A 17,997-nucleotide genomic window follows, 5' to 3' on the forward strand; every position below is an offset into this window, starting at 1 on the left:
ATCCGGATGTTAAAGGGGCGGAACCTCAATACGGGTCGGCCACCATGATCTTTTCTTCGGGCAGCTCCGGCATTTCCTCCCGCAGTGCCCGGCGCACCTTGAAGGCGATGGCCTCGTGCACCAGGAAGCCCACCTGCTTCCACACACGCTTGCCGTACTGGTACAGGTAGAGCGTGGGAAAGTGGGTGACGTTGAACCAGGCGCAGAGGTCGGGGTGCAGGTCGGCGTCGATCCTGATCACCGTCAGGGCGCCGGCGTGCTCCCGCGCCAGGCGTTCGGCGCTGGCGGACACCGGCGGGCAGTAGCCGCACCAGTCGGCGTAAAAATCCACCAGCACCACGCCGTTGGCGTGCAGCAGGCTGTCGAAGGCGGCGCGGGTCATGCCTACGCCGCCGGGGCCTTCGAGCGGCAACCCGTTGCGGCGCCAGTAAGCGATGCCGCCATCGAGGTACTGCGCCTGGCGATAGCCGGCGCGGCGCAGGCGCTTCGCGCAGGTCTCTCCTTCTTTATCGTTCTTGCCGTACACGAGCAGCGGCGTGTTTTTCGGAACCGGGGCCAGCAGGCGGCGCAGGGCGCTGTCGGAGGCGGGGAGGAGCGTGGCGCCCGGGAGGTGGCTTTGGGCATACGCTTCGGCGGGCCGCCCGTCGAAGATCTGGGCGCCGGGCTTCGCCAGCCAGGTTTCAGCCTCGGGGAGCTCTGTTTTTCGCTGTGCCCGCAGCGCCGGGGCGAAGAGGAGGCAACACAGCAGGGCGGCAAAAGGAATCGGCATGGAGCAAACCTAGCGGGCAGAGGGGTGGCGGGCAATCGTTATTAATCAGTAGCGGTTATCGGGCGCGCGCGCTGCGGCCAGGTCAAAGGGGCAGGTAAGCGGCTTCGAGACGGGTGTAAGCGGCGCCGGTCATCCCACTCCGCTTCACCCTATGCCCCGGCGGCACCAATGCTCCCCGGGCCCGCCGCGCGTAGCCAACTACAAACTACAAACTACAAACTACAAACCCCAAACTATTCTCACCTCCCCCCTTGACCCCCGTCACCTCCCCCCTCCGCGGTTCTCTTGACTTTTGCCCCCTATGACCGAAGCCCCTCCGAAGAAGCCCCGTACCGCCGCCCCGGCCACCGCCACGCAGTGCTACCACTGCGGCGAGGGCTGCGACCGGAGCCTCGGGCAGGACGACCACTACTTCTGCTGCGAAGGCTGCCGCTTCGTGTACGGCCTGCTGCAGGAAAACGGGCTCTGCAACTACTACGAGCTCGAAAAGATGCCCGGCATCAAGGTGCGCGGGCAGTTCGCCGCCGGGCGCTTCGCCTACCTCGACAACGAAGACGTGCAGCAAAAGCTCCTGCGCTTCAGCGACGGTAAGCAGCAGCAGGTGCAGTTGGTCCTGCCCACGATGCACTGCGCCTCCTGCATCTGGCTGCTCGAAAACCTCCACGCCATCAAACCCGGCGTGCTCCAAAGCAAGGTGGCCTTCAGCCGCAAGGAAGTGTTCATCGCCTTCGATCCCGCCCAGGTAACGCTGCGCCAGATCGTGGAGCTGCTGGCCTTCGTGGGCTACGAGCCCGAGATCCGCCTTACCGACGGCGAAACGAAACGCGCCAGAAAGGTCGACCGCCGCGCCTGGTACAAGATCGGCGTCGCGGGCTTCTGCTTTTCCAACATCATGATGCTGGCCTTCCCCGACTACTTCGCGGGCGGCAGGCTGGGACAGGAAACGCTGAAGCACATCTTCGCCTACGCCAGCCTGCTGCTGGCGCTGCCGGTGTTTTTTTACAGCGCCAGCGAATTCTTTGTGTCGGCCTGGAAAGGCCTGCGCCAGCGCTGGCTCAACATCGACGCGCCCATCGCCCTGTCGGTGCTCATCACCTTCTCGCGCAGCGTATACGAAGTGCTGAGCGGCACCGGCGCCGGCTACTTCGACTCCATGAGCGGCATCGTCTTCTTCATGCTGATCGGCCGCTGGTTCCAGGCCAAGACCTACGACTCTTTCTCCTTCGACCGCGACTACAAAGCCTACTTCCCGCTCGGCGTCACGCGCCTGTCGGAGCGCGGCGCCGAGGAGCCGACCACCATCAGCCAGCTGCGCCGCGGCGACCGCATCGCCGTGCGCCACAACGAGCTCGTGCCCGCCGACGCCGTGCTGCAACAGGGGGAGGGCTATATCGACTACAGCTTCGTGTCGGGCGAGAACACGCCGGTGCACAAGCGCAACGGCGAGCTCGTATACGCCGGCGCCCGCCAAACCGGCGGCCGCATCGAGCTGGAAGTGGTGAAGGCCGTGTCGCAGAGCTACATCACGCAGCTGTGGAACAACAACCAGGCGGCGTCGCGGAAAAACGAGGAGCAAAGCTTCATCCACCCCTGGAGCCGCTACTTTACGCTGGGCCTCTTCAGCGTGGCCGCGGCCACGGGCCTCTACTGGGCTTTCATCGACTCTTCGAAGGTGCTGCCGGCCGTGTCGGCGGCCCTCATCGTGGCCTGTCCCTGCTCGCTGCTGCTGTCGGCCACCTTCACCTTCGGCAACATGCTGCGCCACTTCGGGCAACGCCGCCTCTATCTCAAAAATGCGTCGGTGATCGAGTCGCTGGCCCGGATCAATACGGTGGTGCTCGACAAGACCGGCACGCTCACGCATACCGACGAAGCCGAGATCGACTTCAGCGCCGACCCGCTGACGGAAGCCGAGCGCAACGCCGTGTACAGCCTCGTGAAAGAATCCGCCCACCCCCTGAGCCGCCTCCTGCAGAAGCACCTGCTGCGCGCCGGCGCACAGTCGCTGCCGCTGGAAGCTTTTACCGAGCAGGGCGGCAAGGGCCTCGAAGCCGTGGTGGACGGCCGCCGCCTGCGCGCCGGCTCTTATGCCTTTATCCACGGAACCGCCGACCCCGCCGCTGCCGCCGGCAGCGCCGTGTGGCTGTCGGTTGATGGCGCCGTGCGCGGCTGCTTCGACATCCGGGCCCGCTACCGCGCCGGCGTCGGCCCCATGATCGAAGGCCTGCGCGCCCGGGGCTACGCCCTGCACCTGCTGTCGGGCGACAACGACGGCGAGCGCGATCACCTGCGCCTCCTCCTCGGCGGCGACGTGACGCTGCGCTTTCACCAGACGCCCCAGAGCAAGCTGGAATACATTAAAGAACTGCAGGCGAAGGGCGCCCGCGTGCTGATGGTCGGCGACGGCCTCAACGACGCCGGCGCGCTGCTCCAGGCCGACGCGGGCATCGCCGTCACCGAAAACACGAGCCAGTTCACCCCCGCCTGCGACGCCATCCTCGACGCCTCCGGCGTATCGCTCCTCGACCGCTTCCTCGCCTACGCCCGCCGCGGCAAGCACGTGGTGACGGCCTCCTTTATCCTGTCGATCTGCTACAACGTCGTGGGCCTGTCCTTCGCCACCCGCGCCGTGCTGAGCCCGATGGTGGCGGCCATCCTCATGCCGGCGTCTTCGATATCGATTGTGACGCTGGTGACCGTGGTGACGGGCCTTGTGGCGCGTAGGATCTTCCGGAAAAATAGAGGGCAGATCAAATGAGTACATGATTACATGAGTACCTGAAGTCAGAATTCTTCCTTCCCTTCTACCCTCATGTACTCATGTAATCATATGTTCATGTAATCTTCCCTTTTCTTCCCTTCCCCTTCCACCTTCCTCCCTCATCCCTCATCCCTCCACCTGATTAGCATCATGTTTTCCTTTGAGTGACCTCACCGTGTCACGGGGCCCTAAAAGCGAGTTTTGCCCTCTCAATCACACGCTATGAGTGTCCTTATTATTCTGATCGTGGTCTCTGTGCTGGTAGCCGGCACCTTTCTCACCTTTTTCGTGCTGAGCGTGAAGGGCGGCCAGTACGACGACGACTATACCCCCTCGGTGCGGATGCTCTTCGACGATACCAAGCCGCAGCCCAAGGCGAACGCCAAGAGCCTCTAAGAACCTTTCAGAACCACCAAGAACCTCTCAAAACCTTTCAAAACCCGATAAATGGAAACGATCCGACCTGAACAAGTGGTGCACGTTCCTCCCGCGCCGCAAGTGTCTGTCAAGCGGGAGCAGTTTTTCTACGACAACAAAATCGTGCGCAACTTCGCCTTTGCTACCGCCTTCTGGGGCGTGGTGGGGATGCTGGCCGGTCTGTTTGTGGCCCTTGAACTGGTGTTCCCGAAAACCCTGAGCCTCGGACCCTGGTTCAACTTCGGCCGCCTGCGCCCGCTACACACCAACGCCGTCATCTTCGCCTTCGTCGGCAACGGCATCTTCATGGGCTACTACTACTCCCTCCAGCGCCTGCTGAAGTCGCGGATGTGGAGCGACAAGCTCTCGAAAATTCACTTCTGGGGCTGGCAGCTCATTATCGTGGCCGCCGCCATCACCCTGCCCCTGGGCTACACCACGGGTAAAGAGTACGCCGAGCTCGAATGGCCCATCGACATAGCCATCACCGTCATCTGGGTGGTGTTCGGCCTCAACATGTTCATCACCATCCTGAAGCGCCGCGAGCGCCACCTCTACGTGGCCATCTGGTTTTACATCGCCACCTTCATCACGGTAGCGGTGCTGCACATCGTCAACTCCGTAGAACTACCGGTATCGATCCTGAAAAGCTACCCGGTATACGCCGGCGTGCAGGACGCCCTGGTGCAGTGGTGGTACGGGCACAACGCCGTGGCCTTCTTCCTCACCACACCCTACCTCGGCCTCATGTACTACTTCCTGCCGAAGGCCGCGAACCGCCCCGTATTCTCCTACAAGCTGTCCATCATCCACTTCTGGGCGCTCATCTTCCTGTACATCTGGGCCGGCCCGCACCACCTGCTCTACTCGGCGCTGCCCAACTGGGCGCAGTCGCTCGGCGTGGTGTTCTCCTTCACGCTGCTGTTCCCTTCGTGGGGCGGCATGATCAACGGCCTGCTGACGCTGCGCGGCGCCTGGGATAAGGTGCGCGAAGACGTGGTGCTGAAGTTCATGGTCGTGGCCATCACCGCCTACGGTATGGCTACGTTCGAAGGGCCGATGCTGTCGCTCAAATCGGTGAACGCCATCTCGCACTTCACCGACTGGACCATCGCCCACGTGCACGTTGGTGGCCTCGGCTGGAACGGCATGCTCACCTTCGGTGTACTGTACTGGCTGCTGCCGCGCATCTTCCGCACCGAGCTGTATTCGAAAAAGCTCGCCAACCTGCACTTCTGGCTGGGCACCCTCGGCATCCTGTTCTGGGCCGTGCCGATGTACTGGGCTGGCTTCATGCAGGCTTCGATGTGGGCGCAGTTCACTCCCAGCGGCCAGCTGAAATACACCTTCCTGGAAACGGTCACCTACATGAAGCCCTTCTACGCCCTCCGTGCGTTCGGTGGCGCCCTGTTCATCTCCGGTGTTTTCGTGATGGTGTACAACCTCGTGAAGACCGTGAAGCAGGGATCGTTGCTGGCCGACGAAGCCGCCGAGGCACCCGCGCTGCAGAAAGAATACAAGAAGCATGAAGGCGAACACTGGCACCGCTGGATCGAGCGCCGCCCCACGCCGCTGCTCGTGTTCACGCTCATCACCATCCTTATCGGCGGCGCCGTGGAGATGATCCCCACCTTCCTCATCAAGAGCAACATCCCCACCATCGCCTCGGTGAAGCCGTATACCCCGCTCGAGCTCCAGGGCCGCGACCTCTACATCCGCGAAGGATGCTACGTATGCCACTCGCAGATGGTGCGCCCCTTCCGCTCCGAAACGGAACGCTACGGCGAATACTCGAAGGCCGGTGAGTTCGTGTACGACCACCCCTTCCAGTGGGGCTCCAAGCGCACCGGTCCCGACCTGGCCCGCGAAGGCGTAGGCAACAACAAGAAGAGCGACACCTGGCACTTCAACCACCTCGACGACCCGCAGTCGATCTCTACCGGCTCGGTGATGCCCGCCTACTCGTTCCTTATCGACAAGACCCTCGACATCACCACTACGCCGACCAAGATCAAGGCGATGCGCAAGCTCGGTGTTCCGTACCCCGAAGGCTACGAGCGCCAGGCCAACACCGACCTCCAGAAGCAGGCCGAAGGCATCGCCGCCAACCTGCGCAAAGACAGCATCAACGTGCCCTCGGGCCGTGAGATCATTGCCCTCATTGCATACCTCCAGCGCCTCGGAACCGACATCGGCAAAGAGCCGAAAGCCGCCCCCAGCAATGGAACCGTAGCCGAAAACAAATAAGCCATGTTCAAATTCATCAAGAAATACGCGGAGACGATCGACCACATCGACATCTATCCCATCATCTCGCTGCTCGTCTTCTTCCTGTTCTTCGTCGTCATGCTCTGGTTTGTAAAGCGCATGCGCAAGGAAGCCGTGCAGGAGATCTCGAACCTGCCGCTGGAAGACTCCGCCCAACCCGCCCCGCTACATTTCTAAAACCTGACTTTCCTGATTATGAAACGCATGTACACCCTCCGTTACGCCCTCCTGGCCCTGCTGGCCCTGGGGCTGCAAGGCGCCGCCATCGCCCAGGAGACTGCCGCCACCGCCACCGACGCGGCCACCGCCGCACCGGCCGGCATCGACTGGTTCAGCTCCGAGAAAGCGCTGATCTATATCTTCCTCGTGTTCTTCGTGCTTTGCGGCATCATGGTGGCCCACATCCTGTGGCGCGTCAACCAGATGGTGCTCGAGCGCCTCGGCAAGACGAAGCCCGCGAAAGTGAAAGCGGCCGGGCCGGGTAGCCTCCGGCTGTGGTGGGCCCGCATCAACAACCGGTACCTCACCCGCGCCATCCCCGTGGAGCAGGAGGAAGACCGCATCCTCGACCACGAATACGACGGCATCCGCGAGCTCGACAACGCGCTGCCGCCGTGGTGGAAATGGGGCTTTTACCTCTCCGTGGTCCTGAGCTTCGTGTACCTCTGGCACTACCAGTTCGGCGACGGCCCCAACCCCGAGCAGGAGTACCGTGCTGAAATGAAAACCGCCGAGGCCGAGATCGAAGCCTACCGCCTGGCATCGAAAGACAACGTGGACGAGAAATCGGTGACCATGGCCGATGCCGCCGGCATCGAGGCAGGCAAGGCGATCTTCCAGAAGAACTGCTTTATGTGCCACGGCGCGGCCGGTGAAGGCGGCGTAGGCCCCAACCTCACCGACGAATACTGGCTCCACGGCGGCACCATCAACGACGTGTTCCACACCATCAAGTACGGTTATGCCGACAAGGGCATGCAGGCCTGGGAAAAGATGTTCTCCCCCGCCCAGATCCGCGACCTCGCCTCGTATGTGAAGTCGCTGAAGGGCTCCAAGCCCGCCAATGCCAAGGCCCCGCAGGGCGACCTGTTCGTAGACAACGGCGCGGCCCCGAAGGATAGCTCGGCCCCCGTGGCAGCGAAATAGAGAAAGAACGCAGATCACGCTGGGCGGGATACGCATATTTGTTAAGATTCGTTATGATTTCTTAGAAAAACGTTTATCCGCGTTCATCATAACCATCATAAAAATCCGCGTTCTTTCTCTCCCGATGCCGCAGGCATCCTGACGAATGTTAGTTTTTGTTGGACCAAAGGTCAGGGCTTCCGCCAGGGAGGTGCCTGACCTTTGTCTTTTCAAATACTTCCGACTTCGCACTTCCGACTTACCAACTTATGGAGACGACCGCACCCGAAAAGACGACAACCCTCGACCAGTCCTTCCGCGACTCCATCGCCACGGTGGACAAGCAGGGCCGCCGCAAATTCCTGTTCCCGAAGAAGCCGAAGGGACGCCTGTACAACAAGCGCACGATCGCCTCGATCATCTACCTCGTGGTGTTCTTCACGCTGCCCTTCCTGAAGGTGGACGGCGAGCCGCTGTTCCTCTTCAACGTGATCGAGCGGAAGTTCATCTTCTTCGGGCAGATCTTCTGGCCGCAGGACTTCTTCATCTTCGCCATCGGCTTCCTCACCTTCATGGTGTTCGTGATCCTGTTCACCGTCGTGTTCGGCCGCGTGTTCTGCGGCTGGGCCTGCCCGCAGACGATCTTCATGGAGATGGTGTTCCGCAAGATCGAGTACTGGCTCGACGGCGACTCCTCGGCGCAGAAGCGCCTCGCCGCGATGCCCTGGAACGGCTACAAGATCCGCAAGCGCGCCGTCAAGATCTCCGTGTTCTATGCCCTGTCCTTCCTCATCGGCAACTTTGCGCTCGCCTACGTGATCGGTATGGACAACGTGGAGCTCATGATCCGCGAGGGCATCGGCGCCCACCCGGTTACTTTCTCCGCGCTGATCGGTTTTACAACGACGTTCTTCCTCGTTTTCTATTGGTTCCGCGAGCAGGCCTGCCTCGTGGTGTGTCCCTACGGCCGCCTGCAGGGCGTGCTGCTGGATCGCAAGAGCATGGTGGTGGCCTATGATTACGTGCGCGGCGAGCCCCGCGGCAAAGTGAGCAAAACGAAAGAAGCCGAAGACCTCGGCGACTGTATCGACTGCGCGGCCTGCGTGCGCGTTTGCCCCACCGGCATCGACATCCGCAACGGCACCCAGCTCGAATGCACCAATTGCACCGCCTGCATCGACGCCTGCGACGCCATCATGGTTTCCCTGCAACGGGCGGAAGGCCTCATCCGCATCGACTCGGAAGAGAACATCGCCCGCGGGCAAAAGAAACTCTGGAACGGCCGCACGAAGGGCTACTCGGCGCTGCTCGCCGTGCTGCTCGGGGTGCTGGTAACGCTGCTCGTCACCCGCAACGACGTGGACGCCACGGTGCTCCGCACGCCGGGACAGATCTTCCAGACGCAGCCCGACGGCCGCCTGAGCAACATCTACACCATCAAGTTCGCCAACAAGACCCGCAACGATATCCCGATGACCCTGAAGCTCGAAAACATGAACGGCGAGATCCAGGTAGTCGGCAACGCCCTCGTAGCGCCGCGCGAGAGCTACACCCAGTCGCCCTTCTTCGTCAAGATCAAACGCGACCAGATCCTGCGCCGCAAAACGAAGATCGCCATCGGTGTGTACGAAGGCACGAAGCGGATCAAGACCGTGGAGACAACGTTTTTCGGGCCGGGGTATTGACACCGCCTGCCTCCCTTCGGCTGCGCTCAGGGTGACAGGCGGGCATTCTCCTCTGTCAGGCTGAGCGAAGGGCAACAAGCGGGCATTCTCTTCTGTCAGGCTGAGCGCAGTCGAAGCCCAACCACAAACTATAAACTACAAACTATAAACTTCTCTCCATGCGTATCTCCTGGGGCCATAAAATCGCCGCCGTTTACATCACCTTCATCAGCGGCATCACCTTCCTCGTGTTCAAGGCCAACGCCCAGCACTTCGACCTGGTAACCGAGAACTACTACGAGCAGGAGCTCAAATACCAGGACGTCATCGACCAGCAGAAAAACGTGTCCGGCCTGTCGGCCGCGCCGCGCTACGGCACTACGGCCGGCACCGTGCAGGTAGCGCTGCCCGCCGAATTCGAAGGCAGGCAATGGAAGGGCCACCTGTATTTATACCGTCCCTCCAGCGCCGCCCTCGACCTGCACAAAGACGTTCCCGGCAACGGCCGCGCCTTTGTATGGGTGCTGCCCAAACAACTCGAAGGCAGCTACCGCCTCAAGTTTTCCTGGGAGCTGGACGGGAAGAAGTTTTACGACGAATCCGTCGTCTCTTTCTAACCTCCGCCGCGCATCGCGCAACTACAAACTATAAACTACAAACTACAAACGCTCCCTCCCTTGTCCCTCACCGAACTACTCACCTCCTCCTTCCTCATCGGCGCCGCCGGCTCCCTGCATTGCCTGGGCATGTGCGGACCGCTGGCCCTGTCGCTGCCCCTGCCGGGGCGGACGATGGGCGCGCGCCTGAAGGGGGGACTGCTGTACAACGGCGGGCGCATCACGACCTATGCGTTGCTGGGGCTCGTGCTCGGCACAGTGGGGGAGGTGCTGCTGCGCCCCGAGTGGCAGCGGGGCTTGTCCATCAGCGCGGGTGCGCTGTTGCTGCTGTATTTGTTTGGCGGGCAAAAACGCCTCGAGGGCGCGGGCGCGCAGGCAAAGCCGTTTCTCAGGCTGCGTTCGCTGCTATCCGGGCTGTTCCAGAAACACAACTACGCCTCGGTATACAGCATCGGCCTGCTCAACGGCCTGCTGCCCTGCGGCACGGTATACCTGGCCCTGCTCACCTCTTTCTTAACCGGCGGTGCGCTGAAGGGCGGCCTCTTCATGGCGGTCTTCGGGATGGGCACCTTGCCCGCCATGCTGCTGATGGTGCTCTGGGGCGCGGCGCTCGGTTCTTCCATGCGCATGCGCTTTCGCAAGGCCGCCCCGGTGGTATTGGGGATCATGGGCGTGTTGCTCGTGCTGCGGGGGATGAACCTCGGTATTCCCTTCGTGAGCCCGCATATGGTGGCTGGGGTGGAAGGAGCGGTGGGCTGCCATTGAGGGGAATGATGGCGATTCGTCTGTACAACGTCTGTGCGATCCACCAGTCTGGTATGAAGCAGTAGAAGATCGATGGAATTGCATTGGCAGCGAAACGCTCCGTAGGAGCGGAATGTCTGTGGCTCCCGCCAAGGCGGGACAGGCTCCGGGTGAAACCCGGGGTTGTGTACGCAAGTGCGAAAAGGCGCGCCCTGTAGGGCCGCCACCTTATCCCGCGGGCTTAAGCCCCGGGAGGCCCATTCTTCGCGGTGGCACCCCTACAGGGTGCGCTATCGACCTACCCGCATTTAACCCCGGGTTGCACCCTATCGTGTGGACACAATTCTTGGCCATGCCTTCTTCTTGATGGCTGTTCCAATCCAATAAGGAAGTGAAAATCAATACTCCGAAGGAGCACTGTGTCACTGGCCCCGGGCGCAAGCCCGGGGACTACGGGGCGTCCTATTGGCTTCTGCGCCCCGCAGGGGCGCCGTATTGCCGCGCTGCTGCCTTGCAACAGATTGTTGAATCGGGGCAGGAGCAACACGGCACCGCTTCGCGGTGCAGATGCGCCATCGCTCCGACTTCCCCGGGCTTGCGCCCGGGGCCAGTGACACGGCACCGCTTCGCGGTGCATTGTTCGTACATTCAATCGGATGCCAGCCGCGAATCATCGAAAGATCGAATGGTGTCCACACGATAGGGTTGCACCCGGAGCCTGTCCCGCAGCGGCGGGAGCTACCAACAGGCCGTCCCTACGGGACGGTTCGCTACCAGCGCATTGTCAACGAACTATTTTTAGACAGCCTCCGAGGGTGCTAGAGTATTGCATGAATGGCCAGTTGCCTTTTCGCCTTTTTTTACTTCCGGCTTGACTCTCTGATGCGTTCAATGGATGGTTGTTTGCCCCGGGCGTACAAATGCCTGTTTTTCCTGGGTCTCCCCAAAATCTCCGTATTTCTACTATTCTTTTTCTCATTTTCTTTTTCTTCCTTTATCAGGTCATCAATTTTCCAAACCGTAAAACTTTCAGCTTATGCCCCGTTCCATTTCCGAAACCGGTCACGGCGTGAACCGCGCCAACTTTGACGGTCTTTACGAATTGACCGGCCTGATCGGTACCAGCTACAAACCCAGTAACGAAAACCTGAAGCGCGACGCCCTCAAGGCGAAGGCCACCGAATGCGGGATCGCCTTCGAAGAGGGTGAAGCGGCGCGGCGCGCTTTCGACAACGCCGTTGCCGCGCGTGCCGAGCCCTACAGCGGGATCAGTGCGCTGTGCACCCGCATTCTAAAAAGTTTCCGTACCTCGGGCGCGCCGGCCAAGGCCATTGCGTCGGCCGATGCCCTCAAGAAGAAGGTACAGGGCACGCGCGTCACGCCGCCACCAACAGCGGTGGACGGCGAGGAGGCTGCGAAAGCCCGGTCAGTGTCGCAAACGAGCTACGACATGGTGCATGTTCATTTTGAAAAGCTGGTGGCCGGCCTGGCAGAGACGGCGGAATACAACCCCGCCGAGGAAGAACTCACGGTAGCGAGCCTGAAGGCGCGGGCGCGCGCCATGAAAACCGGGAATACAACCGTGGTAACCACCGAAGCGGCCCTCACCGCCGCCCTGATCCGCCGCGACCTGGCCTTCTACGCACCCGAAACCGGTCTCGTCGATACCGCCAAGTACGTCAAGGATTACCTGGGCTCCCTCGATCCCGCCAAGGTGCCCGCCGCGGTGGAAGCCAAAAAGTTCAAATTCCGCAATGTGCGCAAGCTGCTGGCAAAGGCCGGCCTTGCGTAACGGCATACCGGTGCTTATACCGCAACAGCCCCGTCTTTGACGGGGCTGTTTTGTGGCCGGGCGCGCAGCTTCCGCACCCGGGCGCATGCTTTCACAACCCGTGCGCACAGAATCCGGGACCGTGCGTACGGGTTCAGAGAGGATGCGCACGCCTCCACAACTGGAGCGCACGTCTTCAGAAGTGGAGCGCATGCTTTCAGGGATCAAGCGCACGCATTCAGGATGCATGCGCACACTTTGAGAAATGGAGCGCAGGCATTCAGAAGGCAGGCGCAGGCTTTGTGCATCCGGGCGCACGATCTTTCAGATTGGTGCAACGCAAGGTGGGCTGACGCACGATCAGGGCACGCGGACCCCCAGGCCTCGGCATCCGTTTGCCCACATCCGCCTGCATCGTTCCTACAGCGCCGACGTGTAAATCGGCGCATCCGCTCCTGCAAAGGCTTCCTTCGCCTGCCGGCGGGCGCGGGCGGCGGCCTTGGTCTTGCCCTGCCGGTTCAGCGCGGTGGCCAGCCCGGTGAGCGACCAGCCGTTGGCGGGGTTGATGGCGAGGTCTTCACGATACACCCGCTCCGCGTCGGTCCACCTGCCGGCTTGGAGCAGCACCGCGCCGAGGTAGTGGCGGGCCGGGTGCACCCAGTCTTTGGGCTCGTTGTATTGCATGCGGTCTTCGCGGTCCACCGCCTCTTCCAGGAAAGCGATCGCCTCCGGGTAATCATTTTGTTCCTCGGCCAGCACCCCCTGCAGGATCTTCAGCGCCACGGTGCCGCCTACTTCGCCGGCATTGGAAAACGAAGGCGCCGGTGCCCGCATCTGTTCGGCGGCTAAAGCCTCCCGTACAGCGGCCAGTTCCGCACCGGCCTTTGCGAAGTCGTGCTTCCGTGCAAAGGCCAGCCCGCGCCCGTAGTGCCACAGCAGGCCCGCATACACATGGGCGGCGGGCGGCGCGGGCGTATGCAGGAGGCTGTCCCACTTGCCGAAGCGGATAAGTGTCAGGTAGGGCGTTAGGTAGAGGTATTGCGCGTAGATACCCATGTAGCCGGGGAGGCCTTGCCAGCTGCTGTCGAAGCTGCGGCGGCAATCCAGTGATGCGGTCCGCGCGGCCCCGTAACGCCCGGCCATGTTGGCGCAGGTGGCCTGCATGTGCAGGTTGTGCACGAGGTACAGCGGCGCGTTGTTGGCTACCAGCGGGAAAGCCGCTGCGTAGGCGTAATAGCTTTTCACCGCTTTCTCGTTCACCACGACGCCCTTGCGGTAATAACCGGAGCGGATGTAAATGTGCGAGGGCATATGCACCACGTGCGCCACGCCCGGCATCAGGTGGGGCAGCCGCAGCGCCTGGATAAACGCTCGCTTGGGCTCCGCCGACGCTTCCACGGCGTGCACGTAGTAGTGCGCCGCGCCGGGATGATCGGGCGATTGCCGCAGCAGGCGCTCGAGCGTCTGCACGATCTCGGGCGTCCAGGGCTTCGGTTCGTAGGTGTGGGTATACAGGTCCCAGGGGTGCTGCACCATCAGGGCGTCGGCATAGAGGGCCGCCGCATCGGCGCTGGCCGGGAAGCGGCGCTGCACGTCCTTCATCGCATCGGCGTACAATTGGTTCAGGTGTTCGCGCGCTTGCGTGGTATCGGGCGAATAGCGCACCTGCATGGCGTCGATGAGCGCCTGCTCCACCGGCGTGCAGGAAGCATCCAGGGCTTTGGCCCGCCGCATTGCCGTAAGGGCATCCGGCGACGCGCTGTAGCCGAAGTCGTTGATGTTGGGGCCATAGGCAAGCGCCTTGCCCCAGTGCCCCATGGCAAAGTTGCTGTCGAAGCGTACCGACTTTTCAAAGGAAGCCAGCGCTTCGATGATGTGAAAGCCGTAGTACATATTGATGCCTTGCTCGAAGTAGATCCGCGCGCTGTCGTTGGGGGCCGTAACGGGCATCCGGTAGTCGCCCCAGCCGGGGAGCAGGGGAATGAGGTTGGCGCTGTCGGTGAAGTCGATCCCGGCGGCGGTGGGTCCGCAACCGATGGCCACGCGCTGTCGGTAGGCTTCGTTGGCGTAGGCGGGTCGCTGCGACTCAAAGGGCGTGCGCACCTGGATCAGGGCCCAGGCTGCGGGCAGGGAAAAGGCCAGTAACAGGAGGAGGAACATTTTCATAAAAGAAAATTTTGTGGAAGCCCTCAATGATGCGGCACAGATCTTCTTCCCCAGGCGGGAGCAACGCCTCCTTTAAGGTACACCATTTCCAACCTCCCTGCACATAACGGTTGCGGGCTAAAGCCCGGCAGCAGTACCGTGATGGCTGGCGCGCGAGAAGGGGGCACGCGGAAAACGCAGAAAACACTGAAAGAGGTTTGTGTGGGATAGTCTTACAGGTGCGCGTCTCTCTGCTGTGCCGCATTCCTTTTAGTGGAAGTGCCGCTAGAAATAAGGAAGCACCCTGCAGGCTGACGTTTCCGGTAAATACGCGGAAAGACTCCGACACAGGCGGAAAAATTTAATTCACGGAAAGCCTCCCACCGAGGCGTTCTCTTTCCGCGTATTTAACTGATACTACCACAGAACGCTGGCCCTGCTTTTAGCGAACACTTCGGCAAACACGTGTTCCAACATAGTACGGCTTTGGTAATCGAAGGCCATCCCCCCCGAACAAGCTTCCGCGTCTTCAGCGTTCTCCGCGTACAAGAAAATCCTGCTGCCTTTACAGGATCAGCGTCAGGATGAAGATGATGGCCAGCACCGCGAGTATGACGACGATGATGTATTCTTTGGGCCGGTTCTTCCGCGCACGATCTTCATCCGTCAACGGTGCTGCGTGTTGCTTGTCGGGAATGAACCGCGCCGCCGCCGACCGGTAGCGTTCGTCGGTGATGTAGTCGGCGTCTTCTTCATAGTCGTTGACCAGGTTGGCCGGGATCTCGATGCTGCCGTTGTCCAGTTCGGTGGCGTAATAAAAGTTGGTATGCAGCGCGCTGCGCACATAGTGGCCCACCTGCGGGTTGAACGTGCGCAACCGGTTCAGGACCGAGATAATGGTGTTTCGTTTGACGTCAGCTTGCTGGTTCATATGTGTCGGATTATGTGCTGAACGAATACCTGCGGCCTCTTTGCAGAAGTCTTTCTCTAAGGTACCATTTTCGCCGTTCATTTTCGCTCATGCATGGCGTTCGGATGGGGCTTTGTCCAGGCTCTGGTGTGGGAAGCTTCCCGGGCTGGCGCATTTGGTTTTGGGCACGCGGAAAACGCAGAAAACGCTGAAAGAGATTTATGAGGGGCAGTCTTCCAGGTGTGCGTCTCACTGCTGTGCCGCATTCCTTTTCGTGGAAGCTTTATCAGAAAGATGAGGGAGGCGAAAAAACCGTTCCAGCTATGACCCGTCCGTTGCGTGCGCCGTCTGCCTCGTAAATCAGGTACTCATGTATTCAATTACTCAGGTAATCTCCCTTGTTTTCGTTCTACCTTGCCTTCCTCAACCCTTATACCTATGACCCTTCGCCCTCTTGGCCGATCGCCCTTCTCGGTAGCGCCCATCGCGCTCGGCACCAACGTTTTCGGCTGGACCATCGACGAGGCCCGATCCTTCCGCATCCTCGACGCCTTCGTCGACGCCGGTTTCAATCTTATCGACACCGCCGACGTGTATTCCACCTGGAAGCCCGGTAACAGCGGCGGCGAGTCGGAGACCATCATCGGCCGCTGGCTGCGGCAATCGGGCAAGCGCGACCGCATCGTGCTGGCCACCAAGGTGGGCGGCGACATGGGCCAGGGCGGCAAGAGCCTGAAGAAGGAGTACATCCATCGAGCGGTGGAGGATTCGCTGCGGCGCCTGCAAACCGATCACATCGACCTGTACCAGGCGCACTGGGACGATGAAACGCTGTCGGTGGGTGAGCCGATCGAGGCCTTCGCGGAGTTGATCGAAGCCGGCAAGGTGCGGGCCATCGGCGCGTCCAACTTCAGCGGCGAGCGCCTGCGGGAAGCGCTGGTGTTCAGCGGGCAATATGGCCTCCCGCGCTACGAGACCTTTCAGCCCGAATACAATCTCTATAACCGCGAGCGCTTTGAAAAGGAATACGCGCCGCTGGTGCAGGCGGAGGGCCTCGGTGTGATTTCCTACTATGCGCTTGCCTCCGGCTTCCTGTCGGGCAAATACCGCAAGCCCGAAGATGCGCACAAGAGCGCGCGCGGCGGGTCGGTGCTGCAGAAGTACGTCAACGAGCGCGGCCTGCGCATCCTCGCGGCGCTCGACGCCGTGGCGGAGCGCTACCAATCCTCGCTCACCTCGGTGGCCCTTGCGTGGACGATGGCGCAGCCCGGCATCACGGCGCCCATTGCCAGTGCCACGGAAGAAGAACAGCTAAAGGAGATCCTGCAGTCCGTAGAACTACAGTTGGACGAGGCAGCGCTGCGCCAGCTGACCGGGGCGAGTGCGTGCTGATAAGTACGGGCGTCAATCCACGTACGTGAACCACCAGTCCTCGGCGAACTCCGCATTGCCTTCCGTCAATACATAAGGAAAGGTATACTGCAGTTGTTTTTCGGCAAGAGTATGGAAGGTATTGGCCACCACCGCATCGGTGCCCTTGGGGTATTCCTCGCTCTCAACCTGTGCGTCGAAGGCCACAGCCCAGGCGAGGGCGTTGCCCGCCTGCACGCGGTTGTAAAATTCCTGCTGCAGTTGCGCGATCACCATTTCGCTGTCGGGTTTCTCTTCGCCATCGTACACCGCCAGGGGCACGAGCTCACCACTCACGTCGATATAGGCGCCCACGGGAAAGAACTCCCCGTATTTCTCCAGTAATTCCGAGCCGAATCCCACCAGGTATTGCAGCAGCATGTTGAGGTCTTCTTCCACACGCGTGGCGTTGTTTGCCGTCATGCCCTAAAGATAAGGAGCGGGTTTGCATCAGGCCCCGATCTCCACCCGTTCCAGCTGCTGCACGCGCACGGCGGTGCGGCCGTCGGGGCGAAGGAGCAGCGGCTGTGCGTCTTGGCAGCTCCTTACGGATTACCGATCACGCAGCACTCATTCATCATTGATCATTTCCCCTACTCGATCTTGCCCGCCAGCACCGCGCCCTGTCCCATCGTCAGCGGGCTGTTGCGGGGCAGGCGCCGCAGCAGGGCCTGCAGCTCGGGCTTGTGCGCCTGCAGCAGCCGGTGGGTAAAAGAGGGGAGCACCGACACGGTCTGGTAGATACCGTCGGCACAGTCGGGCGCCACGCCGTGGTCGGAGAGGCAGCGGCCCGAGCGTTCCAGCAGCACGTGGAGCAGCTCTTCGTCGGCGCTCCAGTTTTGCATGATCTCGGTGGCGGCCTGCAGGCGGGAGGCGTTCTCGGCGGCGAAGAGGGCTTCCACGAGGTCGCTGCGTTTTGCCTGCAGCGCGTTGCGGGCGGTGGCCGAGCCGGCGGCGCCTTCGTTGCGGGCGATGATCTCCACGATCCGCTTGCCCGGCGTGGGCGCGGCATACAACACGGCCTCGATGGCGATGTTGCGCACCGCCGTATCGGGGTTGGTGAGTTGCTGCATGAAATCCTTGATCAGCTCGCTCTGGCCCACCGAGCTGTTGATGTAGGCCACCTGCAGCTCGGACTCGTGGCTCTTGCGTTGCAGCTCCAGCTGGTTGCGGTTGTGTTCGTTGGTGAAGTGCCAGCCTACGAGCGTTAGGGCTACGGGAAGGAGCAGCGGCGCGATGACGGCCAGCTTATCCCAGAGGTCTTTTTTCTTGCCGGCGAGGTGGCGCTCCAGCTTGTCGAGCCGCTCGTGCAGTTCCGGATCCATGGCGGAAGGTTTTGCTGTGGCGGTAAGATACGAAATCGCGAACAGTGGCGCTAACCGCCCGGGATAGCGGA

General features: G+C 61.5%; 15 protein-coding genes. 10 read left to right on the forward strand and 5 right to left on the reverse strand.

The window, feature by feature from the left end:
* Positions 1-25: 25 nt before the first annotated feature.
* Positions 26-769, reverse strand: a complete 744-nt coding sequence (locus E0486_RS00670) for a thioredoxin domain-containing protein (RefSeq protein WP_131850207.1) — start codon at positions 767-769, stop codon at positions 26-28.
* A 301-nt stretch (positions 770-1,070) separates the two neighbouring features.
* On the opposite strand from E0486_RS00670, the gene E0486_RS00675 reads away from it, so the two are divergent.
* The 9 genes from E0486_RS00675 (at position 1,071) to E0486_RS00715 (ending at position 12,157) form a co-directional block, all read left to right on the forward strand.
* Complete coding sequence (locus tag E0486_RS00675; RefSeq protein WP_131850208.1) at positions 1,071-3,527, forward strand: heavy metal translocating P-type ATPase; 2,457 nt, start codon at positions 1,071-1,073, stop codon at positions 3,525-3,527.
* A 225-nt stretch (positions 3,528-3,752) separates the two neighbouring features.
* On the forward strand, positions 3,753-3,926 hold the full coding sequence (gene ccoS / locus E0486_RS00680; RefSeq protein WP_131850209.1) for a cbb3-type cytochrome oxidase assembly protein CcoS: 174 nt from the start codon (positions 3,753-3,755) through the stop codon (positions 3,924-3,926).
* Between the two features lie 51 nt (positions 3,927-3,977).
* A complete protein-coding gene (gene ccoN / locus E0486_RS00685) occupies positions 3,978-6,194 on the forward strand; it encodes a cytochrome-c oxidase, cbb3-type subunit I (protein WP_131850210.1) in 2,217 nt (738 codons plus the stop codon).
* A gap of 3 nt (positions 6,195-6,197) precedes the next feature.
* Complete coding sequence (locus E0486_RS00690; RefSeq protein ID WP_131850211.1) at positions 6,198-6,392, forward strand: CcoQ/FixQ family Cbb3-type cytochrome c oxidase assembly chaperone; 195 nt, start codon at positions 6,198-6,200, stop codon at positions 6,390-6,392.
* Positions 6,393-6,410: 18 nt separating this feature from the next.
* Positions 6,411-7,361 (forward strand): cbb3-type cytochrome c oxidase N-terminal domain-containing protein, encoded by a 951-nt coding sequence (locus tag E0486_RS00695; RefSeq protein WP_131850212.1) that lies wholly within the window; start codon positions 6,411-6,413, stop codon positions 7,359-7,361.
* Between the two features lie 248 nt (positions 7,362-7,609).
* Positions 7,610-9,025, forward strand: a complete 1,416-nt coding sequence (ccoG, locus tag E0486_RS00700; RefSeq protein WP_131850213.1) for a cytochrome c oxidase accessory protein CcoG — start codon at positions 7,610-7,612, stop codon at positions 9,023-9,025.
* Positions 9,026-9,183: 158 nt separating this feature from the next.
* Positions 9,184-9,621 (forward strand): FixH family protein, encoded by a 438-nt coding sequence (locus E0486_RS00705; RefSeq protein WP_131850214.1) that lies wholly within the window; start codon positions 9,184-9,186, stop codon positions 9,619-9,621.
* 60 nt (positions 9,622-9,681) lie between these two features.
* Positions 9,682-10,386 carry a sulfite exporter TauE/SafE family protein gene (locus E0486_RS00710; RefSeq protein ID WP_131850215.1) on the forward strand — a complete coding sequence of 235 codons (705 nt, stop codon included), beginning with the start codon at positions 9,682-9,684 and terminating at the stop codon, positions 10,384-10,386.
* 1,015 nt (positions 10,387-11,401) lie between these two features.
* A complete protein-coding gene (locus E0486_RS00715; RefSeq protein WP_131850216.1) occupies positions 11,402-12,157 on the forward strand; it encodes a hypothetical protein in 756 nt (251 codons plus the stop codon).
* Positions 12,158-12,556: 399 nt separating this feature from the next.
* On the opposite strand, the gene E0486_RS00720 is transcribed toward E0486_RS00715, so the two are convergent.
* Both E0486_RS00720 and E0486_RS00725 read right to left on the reverse strand, forming a co-directional pair.
* On the reverse strand, positions 12,557-14,302 hold the full coding sequence (locus tag E0486_RS00720; RefSeq protein WP_131850217.1) for a tetratricopeptide repeat protein: 1,746 nt from the start codon (positions 14,300-14,302) through the stop codon (positions 12,557-12,559).
* A gap of 544 nt (positions 14,303-14,846) precedes the next feature.
* Positions 14,847-15,212: a hypothetical protein gene (locus tag E0486_RS00725; RefSeq protein WP_131850218.1), complete on the reverse strand. Its 366-nt coding sequence runs from the start codon at positions 15,210-15,212 to the stop codon at positions 14,847-14,849.
* Between the two features lie 417 nt (positions 15,213-15,629).
* Here E0486_RS00725 and E0486_RS00730 point away from each other — a divergent pair, with 417 nt between their 5' ends.
* Positions 15,630-16,583 (forward strand): aldo/keto reductase, encoded by a 954-nt coding sequence (locus tag E0486_RS00730; protein WP_131850219.1) that lies wholly within the window; start codon positions 15,630-15,632, stop codon positions 16,581-16,583.
* 12 nt (positions 16,584-16,595) lie between these two features.
* On the opposite strand, the gene E0486_RS00735 is transcribed toward E0486_RS00730, so the two are convergent.
* On the reverse strand, positions 16,596-17,024 hold the full coding sequence (locus tag E0486_RS00735; RefSeq protein ID WP_131850220.1) for a hypothetical protein: 429 nt from the start codon (positions 17,022-17,024) through the stop codon (positions 16,596-16,598).
* Between the two features lie 170 nt (positions 17,025-17,194).
* A complete protein-coding gene (locus tag E0486_RS00740) occupies positions 17,195-17,926 on the reverse strand; it encodes a hypothetical protein (protein WP_131850221.1) in 732 nt (243 codons plus the stop codon).
* Positions 17,927-17,997: the final 71 nt, after the last annotated feature.

It is taken from the genome of Flaviaesturariibacter aridisoli, assembly GCF_004343705.1.
Lineage (GTDB): Bacteria > Bacteroidota > Bacteroidia > Chitinophagales > Chitinophagaceae > Flavisolibacter > Flavisolibacter aridisoli.

What these genes read in the sequence shown, in the direction of transcription:
- ccoS (WP_131850209.1), top strand. Translation starts at nt 3,753, where the DNA reads ATGAGTGTCCTTATTATTCTGATCGTGGTCTCTGTGCTGGTAGCCGGC.
- E0486_RS00695 (WP_131850212.1), top strand. Translation starts at nt 6,411, where the DNA reads ATGAAACGCATGTACACCCTCCGTTACGCCCTCCTGGCCCTGCTGGCC.
- E0486_RS00725 (WP_131850218.1), bottom strand. Translation starts at nt 15,212, where the DNA reads ATGAACCAGCAAGCTGACGTCAAACGAAACACCATTATCTCGGTCCTG.
- E0486_RS00720 (WP_131850217.1), bottom strand. Translation starts at nt 14,302, where the DNA reads ATGAAAATGTTCCTCCTCCTGTTACTGGCCTTTTCCCTGCCCGCAGCC.
- E0486_RS00675 (WP_131850208.1), top strand. Translation starts at nt 1,071, where the DNA reads ATGACCGAAGCCCCTCCGAAGAAGCCCCGTACCGCCGCCCCGGCCACC.
- E0486_RS00730 (WP_131850219.1), top strand. Translation starts at nt 15,630, where the DNA reads ATGACCCTTCGCCCTCTTGGCCGATCGCCCTTCTCGGTAGCGCCCATC.
- ccoG (WP_131850213.1), top strand. Translation starts at nt 7,610, where the DNA reads ATGGAGACGACCGCACCCGAAAAGACGACAACCCTCGACCAGTCCTTC.
- ccoN (WP_131850210.1), top strand. Translation starts at nt 3,978, where the DNA reads ATGGAAACGATCCGACCTGAACAAGTGGTGCACGTTCCTCCCGCGCCG.
- E0486_RS00670 (WP_131850207.1), bottom strand. Translation starts at nt 769, where the DNA reads ATGCCGATTCCTTTTGCCGCCCTGCTGTGTTGCCTCCTCTTCGCCCCG.
- E0486_RS00690 (WP_131850211.1), top strand. Translation starts at nt 6,198, where the DNA reads ATGTTCAAATTCATCAAGAAATACGCGGAGACGATCGACCACATCGAC.
- E0486_RS00705 (WP_131850214.1), top strand. Translation starts at nt 9,184, where the DNA reads ATGCGTATCTCCTGGGGCCATAAAATCGCCGCCGTTTACATCACCTTC.
- E0486_RS00715 (WP_131850216.1), top strand. Translation starts at nt 11,402, where the DNA reads ATGCCCCGTTCCATTTCCGAAACCGGTCACGGCGTGAACCGCGCCAAC.
- E0486_RS00735 (WP_131850220.1), bottom strand. Translation starts at nt 17,024, where the DNA reads ATGACGGCAAACAACGCCACGCGTGTGGAAGAAGACCTCAACATGCTG.
- E0486_RS00740 (WP_131850221.1), bottom strand. Translation starts at nt 17,926, where the DNA reads ATGGATCCGGAACTGCACGAGCGGCTCGACAAGCTGGAGCGCCACCTC.